This window comes from Pseudomonas sp. KK18 (assembly GCF_037094675.1).
In the GTDB taxonomy this organism is placed as follows: Bacteria; Pseudomonadota; Gammaproteobacteria; order Pseudomonadales; family Pseudomonadaceae; genus Aquipseudomonas.
The window spans coordinates 1,173,602-1,188,050 of sequence record NZ_CP146605.1 but is presented as its reverse complement, the minus strand read 5'-3'; the positions used below and the strand labels follow the sequence as shown (position 1 = coordinate 1,188,050).

Annotated in this window: 14 protein-coding genes; 6 read left to right on the top strand and 8 right to left on the bottom strand. The window is 61.8% G+C overall.

Translation table 11 applies throughout. The annotated features are described in order from the left end of the window. Nucleotides 1–11: 11 nt before the first annotated feature. Nucleotides 12–1,034, top strand: a complete 1,023-nt coding sequence (rlmF, locus tag V6607_RS05150; protein WP_087695168.1) for a 23S rRNA (adenine(1618)-N(6))-methyltransferase RlmF — start codon at nucleotides 12–14, stop codon at nucleotides 1,032–1,034. Nucleotides 1,035–1,098: 64 nt separating this feature from the next. On the opposite strand, the gene V6607_RS05145 is transcribed toward rlmF, so the two are convergent. Continuing rightward, nucleotides 1,099–1,380, bottom strand: coding sequence for an HU family DNA-binding protein (locus V6607_RS05145; protein WP_003212743.1), 282 nt, complete (start codon nucleotides 1,378–1,380; stop codon nucleotides 1,099–1,101). 397 nt (nucleotides 1,381–1,777) lie between these two features. Here V6607_RS05145 and yejK point away from each other — a divergent pair, with 397 nt between their 5' ends. Both yejK and V6607_RS05135 read left to right on the top strand, forming a co-directional pair. Next, complete coding sequence (yejK, locus tag V6607_RS05140) at nucleotides 1,778–2,782, top strand: nucleoid-associated protein YejK (protein WP_003212745.1); 1,005 nt, start codon at nucleotides 1,778–1,780, stop codon at nucleotides 2,780–2,782. Beyond that, on the top strand, nucleotides 2,782–3,132 hold the full coding sequence (locus V6607_RS05135) for a glutaredoxin family protein (RefSeq protein WP_003212747.1): 351 nt from the start codon (nucleotides 2,782–2,784) through the stop codon (nucleotides 3,130–3,132). Before yejK ends, V6607_RS05135 begins: the two co-directional genes overlap by 1 nt. Before the next feature lie 135 nt (nucleotides 3,133–3,267). On the opposite strand, the gene V6607_RS05130 is transcribed toward V6607_RS05135, so the two are convergent. From V6607_RS05130 to V6607_RS05105, 6 genes are all read right to left on the bottom strand, one after another. Continuing rightward, nucleotides 3,268–5,508: a TonB-dependent receptor gene (locus V6607_RS05130; protein WP_008438524.1), complete on the bottom strand. Its 2,241-nt coding sequence runs from the start codon at nucleotides 5,506–5,508 to the stop codon at nucleotides 3,268–3,270. Between the two features lie 273 nt (nucleotides 5,509–5,781). After that, nucleotides 5,782–6,771 carry a FecR family protein gene (locus V6607_RS05125; protein WP_003212751.1) on the bottom strand — a complete coding sequence of 330 codons (990 nt, stop codon included), beginning with the start codon at nucleotides 6,769–6,771 and terminating at the stop codon, nucleotides 5,782–5,784. Next, nucleotides 6,768–7,328, bottom strand: coding sequence for an RNA polymerase sigma factor (locus V6607_RS05120; protein WP_003212753.1), 561 nt, complete (start codon nucleotides 7,326–7,328; stop codon nucleotides 6,768–6,770). The genes V6607_RS05125 and V6607_RS05120 overlap by 4 nt, the downstream gene beginning before the upstream one ends. A gap of 11 nt (nucleotides 7,329–7,339) precedes the next feature. Then, nucleotides 7,340–7,666, bottom strand: a complete 327-nt coding sequence (locus V6607_RS05115) for a DUF3325 domain-containing protein (RefSeq protein WP_003212755.1) — start codon at nucleotides 7,664–7,666, stop codon at nucleotides 7,340–7,342. Continuing rightward, the gene (locus V6607_RS05110) at nucleotides 7,667–9,241 is read right to left on the bottom strand and encodes a PepSY-associated TM helix domain-containing protein (RefSeq protein ID WP_134325776.1); all 1,575 of its coding nucleotides are present in this window, start codon (nucleotides 9,239–9,241) and stop codon (nucleotides 7,667–7,669) included. Next, nucleotides 9,238–9,540, bottom strand: a complete 303-nt coding sequence (locus V6607_RS05105) for a DUF3649 domain-containing protein (protein ID WP_003212759.1) — start codon at nucleotides 9,538–9,540, stop codon at nucleotides 9,238–9,240. The genes V6607_RS05110 and V6607_RS05105 overlap by 4 nt, the downstream gene beginning before the upstream one ends. 159 nt (nucleotides 9,541–9,699) lie before the next feature. Here V6607_RS05105 and V6607_RS05100 point away from each other — a divergent pair, with 159 nt between their 5' ends. The 3 genes from V6607_RS05100 (at nucleotide 9,700) to fecA (ending at nucleotide 13,562) form a co-directional block, all read left to right on the top strand. Next, a complete protein-coding gene (locus V6607_RS05100) occupies nucleotides 9,700–10,188 on the top strand; it encodes a sigma-70 family RNA polymerase sigma factor (RefSeq protein WP_134325775.1) in 489 nt (162 codons plus the stop codon). Beyond that, nucleotides 10,185–11,126, top strand: coding sequence for a FecR domain-containing protein (locus V6607_RS05095; protein ID WP_134325774.1), 942 nt, complete (start codon nucleotides 10,185–10,187; stop codon nucleotides 11,124–11,126). The genes V6607_RS05100 and V6607_RS05095 overlap by 4 nt, the downstream gene beginning before the upstream one ends. A 90-nt stretch (nucleotides 11,127–11,216) precedes the next feature. Next, nucleotides 11,217–13,562, top strand: a complete 2,346-nt coding sequence (gene fecA, locus V6607_RS05090) for a TonB-dependent Fe(3+) dicitrate receptor FecA (protein WP_134325773.1) — start codon at nucleotides 11,217–11,219, stop codon at nucleotides 13,560–13,562. Here fecA and V6607_RS05085 read toward each other — a convergent pair whose 3' ends face one another. Continuing rightward, nucleotides 13,563–14,435 carry a LysR family transcriptional regulator gene (locus V6607_RS05085; protein WP_008438547.1) on the bottom strand — a complete coding sequence of 291 codons (873 nt, stop codon included), beginning with the start codon at nucleotides 14,433–14,435 and terminating at the stop codon, nucleotides 13,563–13,565. Nucleotides 14,436–14,449: the final 14 nt, after the last annotated feature.

The following is a 14,449-nucleotide window of genomic DNA, read 5'->3' as shown; positions in this document are numbered from 1 at the left end:
CGACGCAGCCCATGACCGCCCCCAGCACACCCAAAGCACCGCGAAAGAAGCCAAAATCCAATACGCCGGCCAAGCCCGTCGTTCCGCGCAAAGAGGCCACCTTGCACCCGCGTAACCGCCACCAGGGCCGTTACGACTTCCAGGCGCTGATCAAGACCACGCCCGAACTGGCGCAATTCGTGATCATCAACCCGTACGGCAAGGAAAGCATCGACTTTGCCAGCCCAGACGCGGTGCGGGTGTTCAACCGGGCGTTGCTCAAGGCGTTCTACGGCATCAATCACTGGGACATCCCGGCTGACTACCTGTGCCCACCGGTACCGGGGCGTGCCGACTACGTGCACTTCCTCGCCGACCTGCTCGCCAGCGTCAACGAAGGCGTGATCCCCCGTGGCGCGCCGGTGAAGGTGCTGGACATCGGCATGGGCGCCAACTGCGTCTATCCGTTGATCGGTTACAGCGAGTACCGCTGGAATTTCCTCGGTTCGGAAGTCGACCCGACCGCCGTGGCCGCCGCCAAGGCGATCGTGCAGTCCAACGGGCTGAACAAGGCCATCCAACTGCGCCAGCAAACCAACCCCAAGCAGATCCTGCTGGGCTTGCTGGAGCCAGGCGAGCGGTTTGACCTGACCATGTGCAACCCGCCCTTCCACGCGTCCATGGATGAGGCGACCAAGGGCAGCGAGCGTAAATGGCGTGCACTGGGCAAGGCTGATCCGAAACGCAAGCTGCCGGTGCTGAACTTCGGTGGCCAGTCGGCGGAATTGTGGTGTGAAGGCGGTGAAGCGCGGTTTGTGACGCAGTTGATCGCTGAAAGCGCGCATTTCCAACATAAAGTGCTGTGGTTCAGCACCCTGGTGTCGAAAGCGTCAAACCTGCCGGCCATTCAGACAGCGCTGAAAAAGGCCGGTGTGCTGGAAAGCCAGGTAGTGGAGATGTCCCAGGGCCAGAAGCAGAGCCGCTTCGTCGCCTGGACGTTCCAGACCCCGAGCGAGCAACAGGTGTGGCGCCAGCGTTGGGCCCGTAAGGACTGATAAATCGCAGGCAACAAAAAACCGTGCCCGGATCGCTCCGGAGCACGGTTTTTTTTGCTGCGTCTTACTTGTTAACAGCGTCGGTCAGGCCTTTGGCCACAACCAGCTTGATAACTTTCTTGGCAGCGATTTCGATGGCAGCGCCAGTCGAAGGGTTACGGCCAGTACGGGCAGGACGCTCGGTCACTTTCAGTTTGCCAACGCCTGGCAGAGTGATTTCGCCGCCGTTTTCCAGCTGATCAGCAACGATCTGGCTCAGTTGGTCCAGCAGAGCACGCACGGTGGTTTTCGGTGCGTCTACAGCTTCAGCCAGATCAGCGATCAGTTGGTCTTTAGTAATAGCCATTGTGGTGTTCCTTCCCTATCAAATTCATTTGGATTGCAGAGTGCAGTGTCAGCCATCGAGCCCTGCCATCAAGGCCTGGCACCCAAGGGCTATAACCACGAAGATCGGGGTTATAGATACCTGAAACCGGGTTTGGTTCGACCTGACAAATGCTGAATGCACGCTTAACGCCCAGACTGCGCGTAAGACGGGGCAAAACTAGCACAGAGACGGGGAAATATCCGCCTCAACATACCCATTTGGTCAGCTTTATCGCTCTAAACCGTGAAAAAAAGGCATATGGCCCGTCGGATGGCGCTCAAAACGCCCTCCGAACAGCGCCATCCCCAGCGGGTGCGGTACACTGGCGACTTTTTCCGGGAGCCCCACCCCTCCCCTTCAACCAGCCGAGAAGCCCATGCCGATCCGTCATTGCATCGTCCACCTGATCGACAAAAAACCCGACGGCACACCCGCAGTTCTCCACGCCCGCGACTCCGAGCTTGCCGAGTCGGCCGCGATCGAGAACATGCTCGCCGACCTCAACGAGAGCTACAACGCCAAACAAGGCAAGGCCTGGGGCTTTTTCCATGCCGAGTCCGGCGCGCACCCGTTCAGCGGCTGGTTGAAGGAGTATTTCGACGGCGGCAAGGATTTCACCGCCTTCAGCCGCATTGCGGTGGAACACCTGCAGAAGCTGATGGAGGAGTCCAACCTCTCCACCGGCGGCCACGTACTGTTTGCCCACTATCAACAGGGCATGACCGATTACCTGGCGATCGCCCTGCTGCACCACAGTGAAGGCGTGGCCGTGACCGACCAGCTGGACGTGACGCCGTCGCGCCATCTGGATCTTGGCCAACTGCACCTCGCCGCGCGCATCAACGTGTCCGAGTGGCAGAACAACAAGCAATCCAAGCAGTACATCTCGTTTATCAAGGGCAAGAACGGCAAGAAGGTCTCGGAGTACTTCCGCGACTTTATCGGCTGCCAGGAAGGCGTCGACGGCCCAGGCGAGACCCGCACCCTGCTCAAGGCCTTCAGCGATTTCGTCGAGAGCGAAGACCTGCCGGACGAATCCGCCCGCGAGAAAACCAAGACCCTGGTGGACTACGCCAGCAGCCAGGCCAAGCTCGGCGAGCCGATGGGCCTGGAAGAGCTGTCCGGGTTGATCGATGAAGATCGGCCAAAAGCCTTCTACGATCACATCCGCAACAAGGACTACGGCCTGTCGCCGGAAATCCCGGCGGATAAACGCACCCTCAACCAGTTCCGCCGTTTCACCGGGCGTGCCGAAGGCTTGTCCATCAGCTTTGAAGCGCACCTGCTGGGCGACAAGATCGAATACGACGAAGCCGCCGGCACCTTGATCATCAAGGGCCTGCCGACCCAGCTGACCGACCAGCTCAAGCGTCGCAACTGATGCTGGGCGGGGTTCTGAAGAAAGTCCTGCTGGTGTTGCTGGTGGTGGTGGTTTTCCAGAACTGGGGCAAGATCGAGCGGTTGTTCAACCCCTCCCAGGTGGTGCCGGAGCAGACACGCGCGGCAGCGCGCGTGGTGCTGTATTCCACCGAGTGGTGCGGCTACTGCAAACAGATCCGGCGTTTTCTGGATTCCAAGGGGATTCCCTACCAGGCGTTTGATATCGAGAAGGACGCCCAGGCGCGCAAGGCGTACGAGGCGTTGGGGGGCGGCGGGATTCCGTTTGTGGACGTGAACGGCACGCTGATTCGCGACTACAACCCGGAAGCGATCATGGCGGCGCTGAAGTAACTCACTCTGTAAAATACCGCAGATCAAATGTGGGAGCGGGCTTGCTCGCGAATGCGCTGGTTCAGTCAATACATCTGGCGACTGACCCACCGCTTTCGCGAGCAAGCCCGCTCCCACATTGGGTTTGCGTACGCGTTAGAAATTGGCCTCCAGGGAAACCATCGCCGTACGCTCTTCACCTACGTTGTAATACGCCGAGCTGGCCGCCAGGCCATTCACCGGCGCCGAGTTGAACGACACGGTACGCGCCGAGCTCAGGTATTCCTTGTCGAACACATTGAGCATCGAGAAGCGCAGCGCGGCCGACTTGAAGACCTTCTTGTCCACCGGCAGGTAGATACCGGCGTTGAGATCAAACACGGTGCGCCCGGAGATTTTCTCGTTGTTGGTCAAATCACCGTAGAACGCCCCGACATACTTGCCGGCAATGTTGCCGTAGTAGCGCTTGTCGTCGTAACCAAACACCAGGTTGAGCATGTTTTCCGGCACGTTGGCCAACTGGTTGCCCTTGGTCGGCAACAACACGTTCTTGCTGACAAAGTCGTCCTGCTGCTCGGACTTGGTATAGGTGTACGACGCGTAGTAGTTGAAGTTGTACGGCAGCAGGCCGCTCCACTCCAACTCCAGGCCTTTGTTGGTCACGTCACCGACGTTGGCCATCACGTAGTCACCGTTCAAGTCGGTGGTCGACAGCTGACGGTCCTTGAAGGTGATGTAGAACAGGGTGGCGCTCAGGGCCATTTTCTCTTCGGTGTAGCGCCAGCCCAGTTCCTGGTTCCAGCTCAGCTCGGGGTTGAGGTTGAGCGAGTCACCCTTGTTGTACAGCACGTAGTTCTGCGGTGTGCGCATGTTGCGAGTGACGTTGTAGAACGCCTGGTTGCTCTCGTCGACCTGGTACTTGGCACTGAAGTTCGGCAGGAACTGATGGTAGCGGGCGTTACGCTTTTCCGGCTTGTCGTACAGGCTACCGAGGTTGTCGCCGTCCCGTTCGACGTACTGGTACGCCAGGCCGCCGACAAAGCTCAGGTCTGGCGTGGCTTGCCAGCTGTCCTGCACCCACAGCTTCTGGGCCGGGGTCACGGTGTACTGGTGGCGCCCCTGGACAGTCTTGCCGTTCTTGTCGACCACCTGGCCGCCGCTGTTGTAATCGCCCCAGACGTCGTCCGGTGCACCTTCGCTGTTGATCCCGATATACGGCTGGGTCTGGCGCTGGCGAGCGCGCTCGTACCAGTAGCCGTAATCCAGGCTGTGCTCCTCGTTGATGTCCCATTTCATTTTGACCGTCACGCCAGGGCGCCAGGTTTCGGTCCACGAGGGGCGATAGTAGTTGGCCGACTTGAGGTTGCTCAGGTCGTAGTTGCCACTCTTGTCGGACTTCGGCCCCAGGTTGGTCGCGGTCTGGCCGCTGAAACTGCCGCCGTTGCCCCAGTAGTAGTAAGGCGCAACCGTCAGGGCCAGGTCATCACGCAGGCGCCAGCGCTGGGTGAAGGTGGTCATGACACTTTCGAAAGGGTTGCGGTTGAGCTTGTAGGAAGACGACAGCAAGCCGTTCTTGTAGACCGGCGTTTCCGCGTAATCCAGGCGGCGGCCCTGTTGCTGGAACTGGCTCTTGCTCAGCGTGTTGTAGTTGTAGTTTTCCTGGGTGTTGTACTTCATGGTGAAGTTGCTGGTGTTGCCGTTGTCGTCTTCGAACAGCGTGCTCCACTCCACCTTGTCGCCCCGCAAGGTGCCCTTGCCGCGCCACTTGTCGCCCTCCGTGTGAGAGGCCGACACCCAGGTCTTGAAGCCGCCGAGGTCGCCGGTGTTGATGCGGGCGAAGGACTTTGTCAGGTTGTTCGAACCCATGGATTGCTTGACGAACAGCCCCGGCTCCTTGGTCGGCCGAATGGTGACCATGCCGATGTTACCGCCGCTGGAACCAATGTGCGGGCCGTCCGCTTCCGAGGAGCCCTGGGTGACAAATACTTCGCCGACGTTTTCCGGGTCGCCCAATTGGTTGGCGTAAACACCGTAGCTGCCGGAGTCGTTGATCGGCACGCCGTCCATGGAAACCCCGACCTGATCGGAGTTCATGCCGCGCATGGTGAAGCTGGTGCCGCTCATGCCGCTGGCGTCGTCGTTGGAAACGTTGATGCCCGGGGTGTACTTGAGCTTGTCGATGGCGTTGGCCGTCGGGGACATTTCATCCATGGCTTCCTTGGTCACGGTGGACCGGGCCTTGGCACTTTCTTCCTGAATCATGTGGCCGGTGCCCAGGGTGCGTTCGCCGGCGACGTGCACCGAACCGACATCCTGGGAATCGTCTGCCAGAACCAGCGGCGCAAAGCCGCCCAGGCCCGATGCTAAAAGCAGGGCATAGAGTTTGTTGTAGGTCACGAGTAGATCCCTTACATGCATCTATCTGTTGTTATGGGGGAGGTATTGGCGATCTCGGCTGGGTGAACAGCGCCGCCAATCTTCCTGACCACCTGCTCAGGAATCCGAGGATCATCCGTGCATCACGTAACGATTTGGTTACAGGTTTTGGCGATTGCGATGAAGGTTAAATGAAAGGTCCACACACACGGATGTGCCAAGGCATGGGGATTTTCAAGGGAAGGTGGTGCAAGTAATGACAGCGCCACGCCATTGCGGCGTAGCGCTCTGTATCTAGCGCAATACGATCATCCGACCGAGCAGCGAGTGTTGTTCAAACCCCAAGACCGCCTGCAACGCATTGAGCACCGCCTGGGGGTCCTTGCTCGGGAAACTGCCGCTGACACGCCGGGCGCCGAGGTCTTCGTTGAGCAGCAGAATGCGCCCCGGATAGTAGCGGCCGAGGTCTTGCACCACATCGGCCAGCGGCGCCTTGTAGTAGTTGAGCCAACCATCGCGCCAGGCCAAGCGCGACTCGCTGTCGACCGCGTGCAGCTCATCGGCGACACCGTCGGCGTAGGCCACTTGCTGGCCGGCCGTCAGAATCTGTTGCTGAGCATACTTCGACGGCGTTACCCCAACCCGACCGGACAACACCGTCACCTGCGCACCTGCCGGTTGCAGGCGCACCTCAAACTGCGTGCCGAGCACCCGTGCTTCGCCGCTGCCGGCCTCGACCACAAAGGATTCGCCAGTGTGGGTCACACTGAAAAAACCGGCGCCACGGCGTAGCTGGATATGGCGCTCGCCATGCTTGAAATCCACTGCGATCGCACTGTCGGCGTCCAGGGTGACCTGGCTTTGATCGGCCAGGGTCACGGTCTTCACCTCACCCGGCGCGGTGACGTAATCCGCGCCGAAGTCATCGACCCAGCGTGACGGCTGCCAGCCGGCGCCCATCGAGATCATCACCAGCAGGCAGGCGGCCATGGCCAGGGCACCAGACCAGCGCCGCACGCTGGAGCGTTTCGAGGTATTCATCGCGTTCAAGTAACCCTGCAGCGCCAGGGCATCCTCATCCGCCAACGTTCTGGCCGGTACTTCACTCAATTCCCACAGCACCTGGGCCTGGGCGTAGGCTTCCACATGCGCAGGATCGGCCCGCAGCCAACGGCTGAACGTGGCCTGGTCGCCACTGCTGGGTTGGTCATGCAACAGGCTCAACCAGGCCAGTGCGGCCTGTTCCTGGTCGGGCGTCGGGGTGACGCGGGCAGTGGCGTTCACGGGGCTTTCCTTGGCGATGGTTCACGAAGGCTGGCCTTGCAGGCTTCGAGGGCACGCATCATATGTTTTTCCACGGCGCTTTGGGACAGGCCCATGGCCTTGGCGATTTCCGCGTACTTGCGGCCATGGATGCGGTTGAGCAGGAAAATCTGCCGGGTACGTTCCGGCAGGCTGCGCAAGGCTGCTTCAACGTGACGCAGATCATTGCCCGCCTCCAGCGCGGCCTGGGGTTCGCAGCCCTGGTTATCCTGTTGTTCCGGCAGCCAGCCTTCGCTGCTGCGCACCCGGGCGCCTTCGCTGCGCAGGTGGTCGATGGCGATATTGCCGGCGCAGCGCAGCAGGTAGGTGCTGAGCTCCTCGACCTGCACCAGCGGCCGGCGCCAGAAGCGCAGGAACAAATCCTGCACCAGGTCCGCCGCCGTCGCACGGCAGCCCACGCGGCGGCTGACCAGCGCTTCCATCTGCGAGCGCTGGGACAGGAACACTTGCAGGAAATGCGCCCGTCCGCCCGCCGCGTCTGCGTGCTGCTCTGGGTGTTCGGGAGGCGTGGTGATCATCAACGGTGGACTCAAAGGGTCGCGAAGGCCGCAACCGGGCTGGCCAGCAGGCCGAGGCCCGCCAGGATCAAGGCCAGCCTTGGCCGATACGGCAACAGCAACACCAGCAACAACCCGCTGAGCATCAAGACCGCGCACCACTCCACCAACCCCTGGCTCCACCCGGTCGCGAGCACCGCCGGCCAGATCGAGACAATCAACAGCAGCCAGCCGCCCACGCGCAAACCCAGGCGCCGACGAGGCGAAGGTTTACTGTGCAGCAGTTCGCCATGGTGCCGGTCCATGGACAGGCACAACGCGGTAAACCCTGCGTAACACAGCAATAGCGCCAGGAGCATTCAGTTCACCTCGCCCTTGAGGGTCAATGGCCGGGCACGTTCGGCCTTGGGCTGAGGGACGCGGCGGTGCTGCATTTTCCAGGCAGCCCAGGCGAGGAACACACCGCTGCCCAGGCACGTCAGGTCGAAGCCGGCCATGGCCCAGTCGCCGTTGGCCAGGGTCACACCCAAATGCTGGGTCGTGGTCAGCGCGTTGAGCACCGGCACGCCGATAAACAGCAGCGCGCCCACACTCAATTGCTCAACCCAGCCGCGGCGCCCCTGGCGAACAATCGCGTGCACGACGCTCAAGCCCCAGGCAATAAAGAAGGCTTGTACTTCCCAGTCCGAGCGCCCGGCAAAGCTGGCTGGTAACAGGCGGTTGGCCCAGAAGAATGCAGCGATGGCGATCATCAAGCCGGACATGCTGGCGATGTTCAGCACTTCCACCAGCCGCAGCTCAAAGGGCATCACACCGGTTTTGGTGTGCTTGAGCTGACGCTTGCCCAGCCACATCACCAGCCCGGTGCCGATCATTGCCGTGCCCGCGAGGCCGCAGATGAAATACAGCCAGCGCAATACCGGGCCGGCGAAATGGCCCATGTGCAAACCGTAGAAGCTGCCACCAATCGCCGCCGGCAGCGACTGCTCGCCGCTCACCCGCAACAGTTCGCCGGTAGTGCCGTTGAATGAGACGGTGCTGCCAAAGTCATGCACCACTCGATCCGACCCGGCGCGGAACACATTGACCGAGGCGTTTACATCGCTTGGATTATTCACCACCAGCCGTCCGACATGCCCGCCGGCCCATTGCTCGCGCGCCTGCTCGTACATCGGGCCCAGTGGCAGCAATTGCCCCGGCTGGCCGAGGGCCGGCGCATTATCGGTGGCCGGAAACACATCGTTGAAGAACGCACGGGTATCGTTGCCGTAGGAAGCGAGGATGCTCGCCGGCATTACCATGCTCATGAAAATCACCAGGCTGCTGTAGGTGATCATCAAGTGGAACGGCAACACCAGCACGCCCACGGCGTTGTGCCCGTCGAGCCAGGACCGCTGGCCCTTGCGCGGGCGGAAGGTGAAGAAGTCCTTGAAGATTTTCTTGTGGGTGATGATCCCGGTGATCAACGCCACGAACATCACCATCGCGGCGATGGTCGACAGCCAGCGCCCCCAGGGATACGGCATTTGCAGCTGGAAGTGGAAACGATAGAAGAATTCGCCGCCCATGCTTTCCCGGGCCTGGACCTGCTGGCCGCTGACGGGATCGAGGAGTTTTTCGACGAAATTGCCGCGTTTGCCCGGGTCGACCTTGTCTTGCCACATCACCGACAGGCCCGGCTCACGGCTGCTCGGCAAGGTGATAAACCAGCGCGCGGCATTGGGCGCCTGGTGTTGCAGATAGGTTTGGGCGGCGGCCAGGCTACGGGCGTCATCGACGGGATGCGCCTGCACTTCGGGCTGCATCCAGTGGGTAATTTCGTCCTTGAAATACGACAGGGTGCCCGTCAGGAAAATCGCAAACAGCAGCCAGCCAAAGATCAGCCCGGCCCAGGTGTGCAACCAGGCCATGGCCTGGCGGAAGCCCTCTTTCATGTGCGCGCCATCCAGTACGCCAACCCGGCGAACGTGGCCATTATCGCGCTGGGCAGCAACACGCCAAACCAGGCGCGCCAGGCCGTGCGGCAGGCGAAGCACCAGATGACCGCCAACAGGTAGAACACAAACGAACTCAGCATGCCGCTGATCACCGCATCGGCGCGGCTGGTGGGCAGCCACAGCGTCATGCACACGCTGGCCAGCGAGGCCAGCAGGTAACCGCCGACCACAGCCGCCAGCACCCGCGAAGTCACGGCAAGACGGTAGGAAACGGGAAGTGAGGTTTTGCGTTTCATGCACAAGGCGCCAGGTTCGTCAGGGCGCAATATTAATGATAAAGGTTCTCATAAGCAAAAGAGAACGCATCACTGGCAATTGCCGAACCCGTCTGCGCGCCCTACAATGCGAACAATTCTTGTTCTCTAAAGCATGCCCATGCTGCCGGAGTGTGCGCGTTGCAGCCGTCCAACACCGTCGAAGTCCTGTACCACGACCATCACCACTGGCTTACCGGCTGGTTGCGACGCAAGCTCGGCTGCCCGGAAAGCGCCGCCGACCTGGCCCAGGACACCTTCGTTCGCGTGCTCACCGCACGGGAAACCCCGGCGCTGATCGAACCCCGCGCCTTTCTTACCACCATCGCCAAGCGCGTGCTGTTCAACCATTACCGCCGCCAGGACCTGGAGCGCGCCTACCTCGACGCCCTGGCGCAGATGCCCGAACACGTGGCGCCGTCGGAGGAAGAGCGGGCAATCATCCTGCAAACCCTGATGGAGCTGGACCAGTTGCTGGATGGCTTGGCGCCGCTGGTTAAACGCGCGTTCCTGCTGGCCCAGCTCGACGGCCTGACCTACGCGCAAATCGGCGCGGAACTGGGGATCTCCATCGCCACGGTCAAGCGTCACCTGCATAAAGCGGCGATGCGCTGCTACTTCGCCCTATGAGTTTCTCAACGCAAGTCGCCGAACAAGCGGTGCACTGGCTGATGGAAATGCAGCAGGGCCCGCTCAACCCACGTAAACAGGCGGCCTGGCAACAGTGGCTGGACGCCCACAGCGAACATCAGCGGGCCTGGGAGCACATCCAGCGAGTGAACCAGCGCTTGCGCGGGATGCCATCACCCCTGGCCCACGCCGCCTTGAATGCACCGAAATCCAGCAGTCGTCGTCAGGCCCTGAAGTTGTTGCTGATACTCGGCGCCGGGTCGGCAGCGGCCTGGGGTTTGCGCCAGCAACATATATTGCCGCCGTTGAGTGCCGACTACCGCAGCCCCATCGGCCAACGGCGCAAGTTCCAGCTGGCGGATGGCAGCCAGTTGCAGCTCAACACCGGCAGTGCGGTGGATGTGCATTTTGATGGCCAGCAACGCTTGATCCGCCTGCTCGAAGGCGAAATCCTGCTGACCGCCAAACCCGGCAACGCCCCGCTGCGGGTCATCACTTCCCAGGGCCTGCTCAGCGCCCAGGCCGCGCGGCTGAACGTGCGGCAATTCAACGATCACACACAACTGGCGGTGTTTGATGGGCACGTTGACGTGATGCCCAACACCTATAGCGGTTTGCCGTTGTCGGTGGAGAAAGCCCATCAGGTCAATTTCACCCGCAAAGGCTGGGACACCGCCCGCCCCACCGACGCCGGCAGCGGCGCCTGGGCCGACGGCATGCTGGTGGCGGCCCACATGCGCCTGGAAGATTTCCTCGCCGAATTGAGCCGTTATCGCCGTGGCCAGCTCAATTGCGACCCGCAGGTGGCCAACCTGCTGATTTCCGGCAGCTACCCGCTGGACGACAGCGAACGAATCCTGGACCTGCTGCAAGTCAGCCTGCCGGTCAGGGTTCGGCGGTTTACCCGCTACTGGGTCACCGTCGAAGCCCGTGCCTGAAATATTTTCAAACCCCGTGAGCCGTTTTCCGCACCTCGCGTGACAGAGAAGGAAAGCCACCTTGATCCTTCCTTCTCAGGACCGCACTTCATGCCCCAGCAACCGACTCGCCTGACGCCACTCGCCCGCACCCTGCGCCACTTGTTGCTGGGGGCCAGCCTCAGTTTCAGCACCGTTCCCTACGTAATGGCGGCCGACGCCAAGCCCTACCGCATCGCCCCTACGTCACTGGAAGCGGCGCTGAATCAATTTGGCCGGGAAGCCGGCGTGCTGATTTCATTTGGCTCGGACGTGACCGCCGGCGTGCAAAGCCACGGCCTGTCGGGCAACTACACCGCTGAAGAAGGCTTGAATGCGTTGCTCAAAGGCACCGGCCTGCAAGCCCGTGCCGAGGGCAACAACGCCTTCAGCCTGCAACCGGCGAATGCTCCGGCCACCCTCGAATTGGGCACCTCCAACGTGGTCGGCGACTGGCTGGGGGACGCGGCGCAAACCAACGTCTTCGAGCACCCGGGCGCCCGGGACGTGATCCGCCGCGAAGAATTCGAACGCCAGGGCGCCACCCAGGCCCGCGACGTGCTCAACCGCATTCCCGGGGTCAACGCCCCGGAAAACAACGGCACCGGCAGCCACGACATGGCGCTGAACTTCGGCATTCGCGGGCTCAACCCACGCCTGGCCTCGCGCTCCACGGTCTTGATGGACGGCATCCCGGTGCCGTTCGCGCCGTATGGCCAGCCGCAGTTGTCGTTCGCGCCCATCAGCATGGGCAACATGGATGCCGTGGACGTGGTACGCGGCGGCGGCGCAGTGCGTTATGGCCCGCAGAACGTCGGCGGCATCGTCAACTTCGTCACGCGCGCGATTCCCGATGCGCCAACGGTGAAAGGCGGCCTGCAAACCGAAACCAGCCCGTCTTCCAGCCACGATGGCTTCAAGACCACCGGCAACCTGCTGGCCGGCGGCACGGCGGACAACGGCCTGGGCGGCGCGATCCTGTATTCCGGCACCCGTGGTGGTGATTGGCGCGAGAACAGCGACACCCGCATCGACGACCTGATCCTCAAGGGCAAATACCAGCTGGACGACGCCAACAGCTTCAACGCCATGGCGCAGTACTACGAAGGCAAGGCGGATATGCCCGGTGGTTTGAGCACTGCGGCCTACAAGGCCGACCCGTATCAGTCCACCCGCCCCTACGACCAGTTCTGGGGCCGGCGTACCATGTTCAACGCGGGCTATCGCTACCAGGAAGATCGCCGGGAATTCACGGTCAACAGCTTCTTCACCACCACCCTGCGCAGCGGTTACCTGGACCAGGGCAACTTCCTCTCCCTGTCGCCCCGCGAGTATTGGGTACGCGGCCTGGAAACCCGTTTCGCCCAAGGCTTCGACCTCGGCCCAACCAGCCACGAAGTCGGCGTGGGCTACCGCTACGTCAACGAGGCCGGCCACGAACTGCGCTACCGCACGCCGATTTCCGCCAATCAGCAACTGCCGACCACCGACAGCCGCAACGACCGCGACACCCGGGGCAGCACCGAAGCCAATGCGTTCTTCGTCGACGACCGGATAGATATCGGCAAGTGGACCATCACCCCGGGCATCCGCTACGAGATGATCGAGTCCCAGCAGACCAACAACCTCAGCAACGTCAAATACAAAGGCGACTACAACACCGCCCTGCCGGCGCTGAACGTGCTCTACCACCTGACCGACGACTGGAACCTCTACGCCAACACCGAAGGGTCGTTCGGCAGCGTGCAGTACAGCCAGATGCCCAACCGCGTGACCAGTGGCGAAGTGAAGCCGGAAAAAGCCCGCACCTGGGAACTCGGTACCCGTTACGACAATGGCACCCTGCGGGCCGAAATCGGCGCGTTCCTGATCAACTTCGACAACCAGTACGACAGCAACCAGACCAACGACACCGTGATCGCCCGCGGCGAAACCCGCCATCAGGGCATCGAGTCCAGCATCAACTACGCCCTCGACGGCTTGAGCCCGGCGCTCGCAGGTTTTGATGTGTACGCCACCTACGCCTACGTCGACGCCACCATCCGCGAAGACGGCCCGAACAAAGGCAACCGCGTACCCTTCTCCTCCAAGCACAAGGGCACGCTGGGTGTGGGTTACACCGAAGGTCGCTGGAAGTTGAACGTGGACAGCAGCTACCAGAGCAGCCAGTTTGCCGACAACGCCAACACTGAAGCAGAAAGTGCTGATGGCAGCACCGGACGCATTCCTGGCTACATGCTGTTCAGCAGCCGCGCGGCGTACGACTTTGGCCCGCAGCTGTCGGATTTGAACGTGGCGGTGGGTGTGAAAAACATCTTCAACAAGCAGTACTACACCCGCTCGTTTGACGATAACAACAAGGGCAAATACGTCGGCGAGCCGCGCACGCTGTATGTGCAGACGTCCATCGCGTTCTGATCAGCTACCCGCAAGGCACGACGGTGTGCCGGCCACCAACGCGTCGATGGCGCATCGGGTCTTGGCCGGCATGTGCGTCGCCGTGGGCCAGATGACATGGATCGGCATCGGTTGCTCGCGGTGGCCCGGCAGCACCGCCTGCAATTGCCCGCGCAACACGTAGTGGGCGATCAGCCAACTGGGCAACCAGGCCAGGCCGACCCCGGCGATGGCGGCATCGGCCACGGCCTGCAGGTCATCGAGGATCAACGGCGAGGCGACTCGCTCGCGGTGCGGGGCATTGCTGCGATAGGCAATGCCCCGGTGCCCGGCCAGGTCGTCGATGGAGTCAATACGAGGTGTGCGCTGCAAGTACGCGGGTGACGCCGCCAGGGCAATCGCCTGTTCGCCGAGGCGACGTGCACTCAAGCGGTCGGTGTCAGGCAATGCGCCAATGCGCACCGCCAGGTCGAAGCCTTCCTGGGCCAGGTCGATCAGTCGGTCGGAGAAGGAAATTTCAATCTCCAGTTGCGGAAAACGGTCCATGAGCCCCCACAACGCCGGCGCCGCATAGTGATGACCGAACGCCAAAGGCAAGCTGGCCCTTAACCGTCCACGTGGCTGCTGACGGCCACTTTCCAGCACGGATTCGGCGGCTTCCAGTTCCGCCAGCGCACGCAGGCAATGCTCGTAATAGGCCTGCCCGTCCTCGGTCAAACGCTGACGCCGGGTGGAGCGTTGCAACAGCGACGTCCCCAACCGCGCCTCCAGCCGCGCCAGGCCTTTGCCCACCGCCGAGCGCGTGAGGTTCAGCCGTTCGGCGGCCTCCGTCAGATTGCCGCTCTCGACGATCTGCAAAAACAGTTCAACACCATCAAAACGCGGAGTGGCCATGGTCGTTTGTCGCC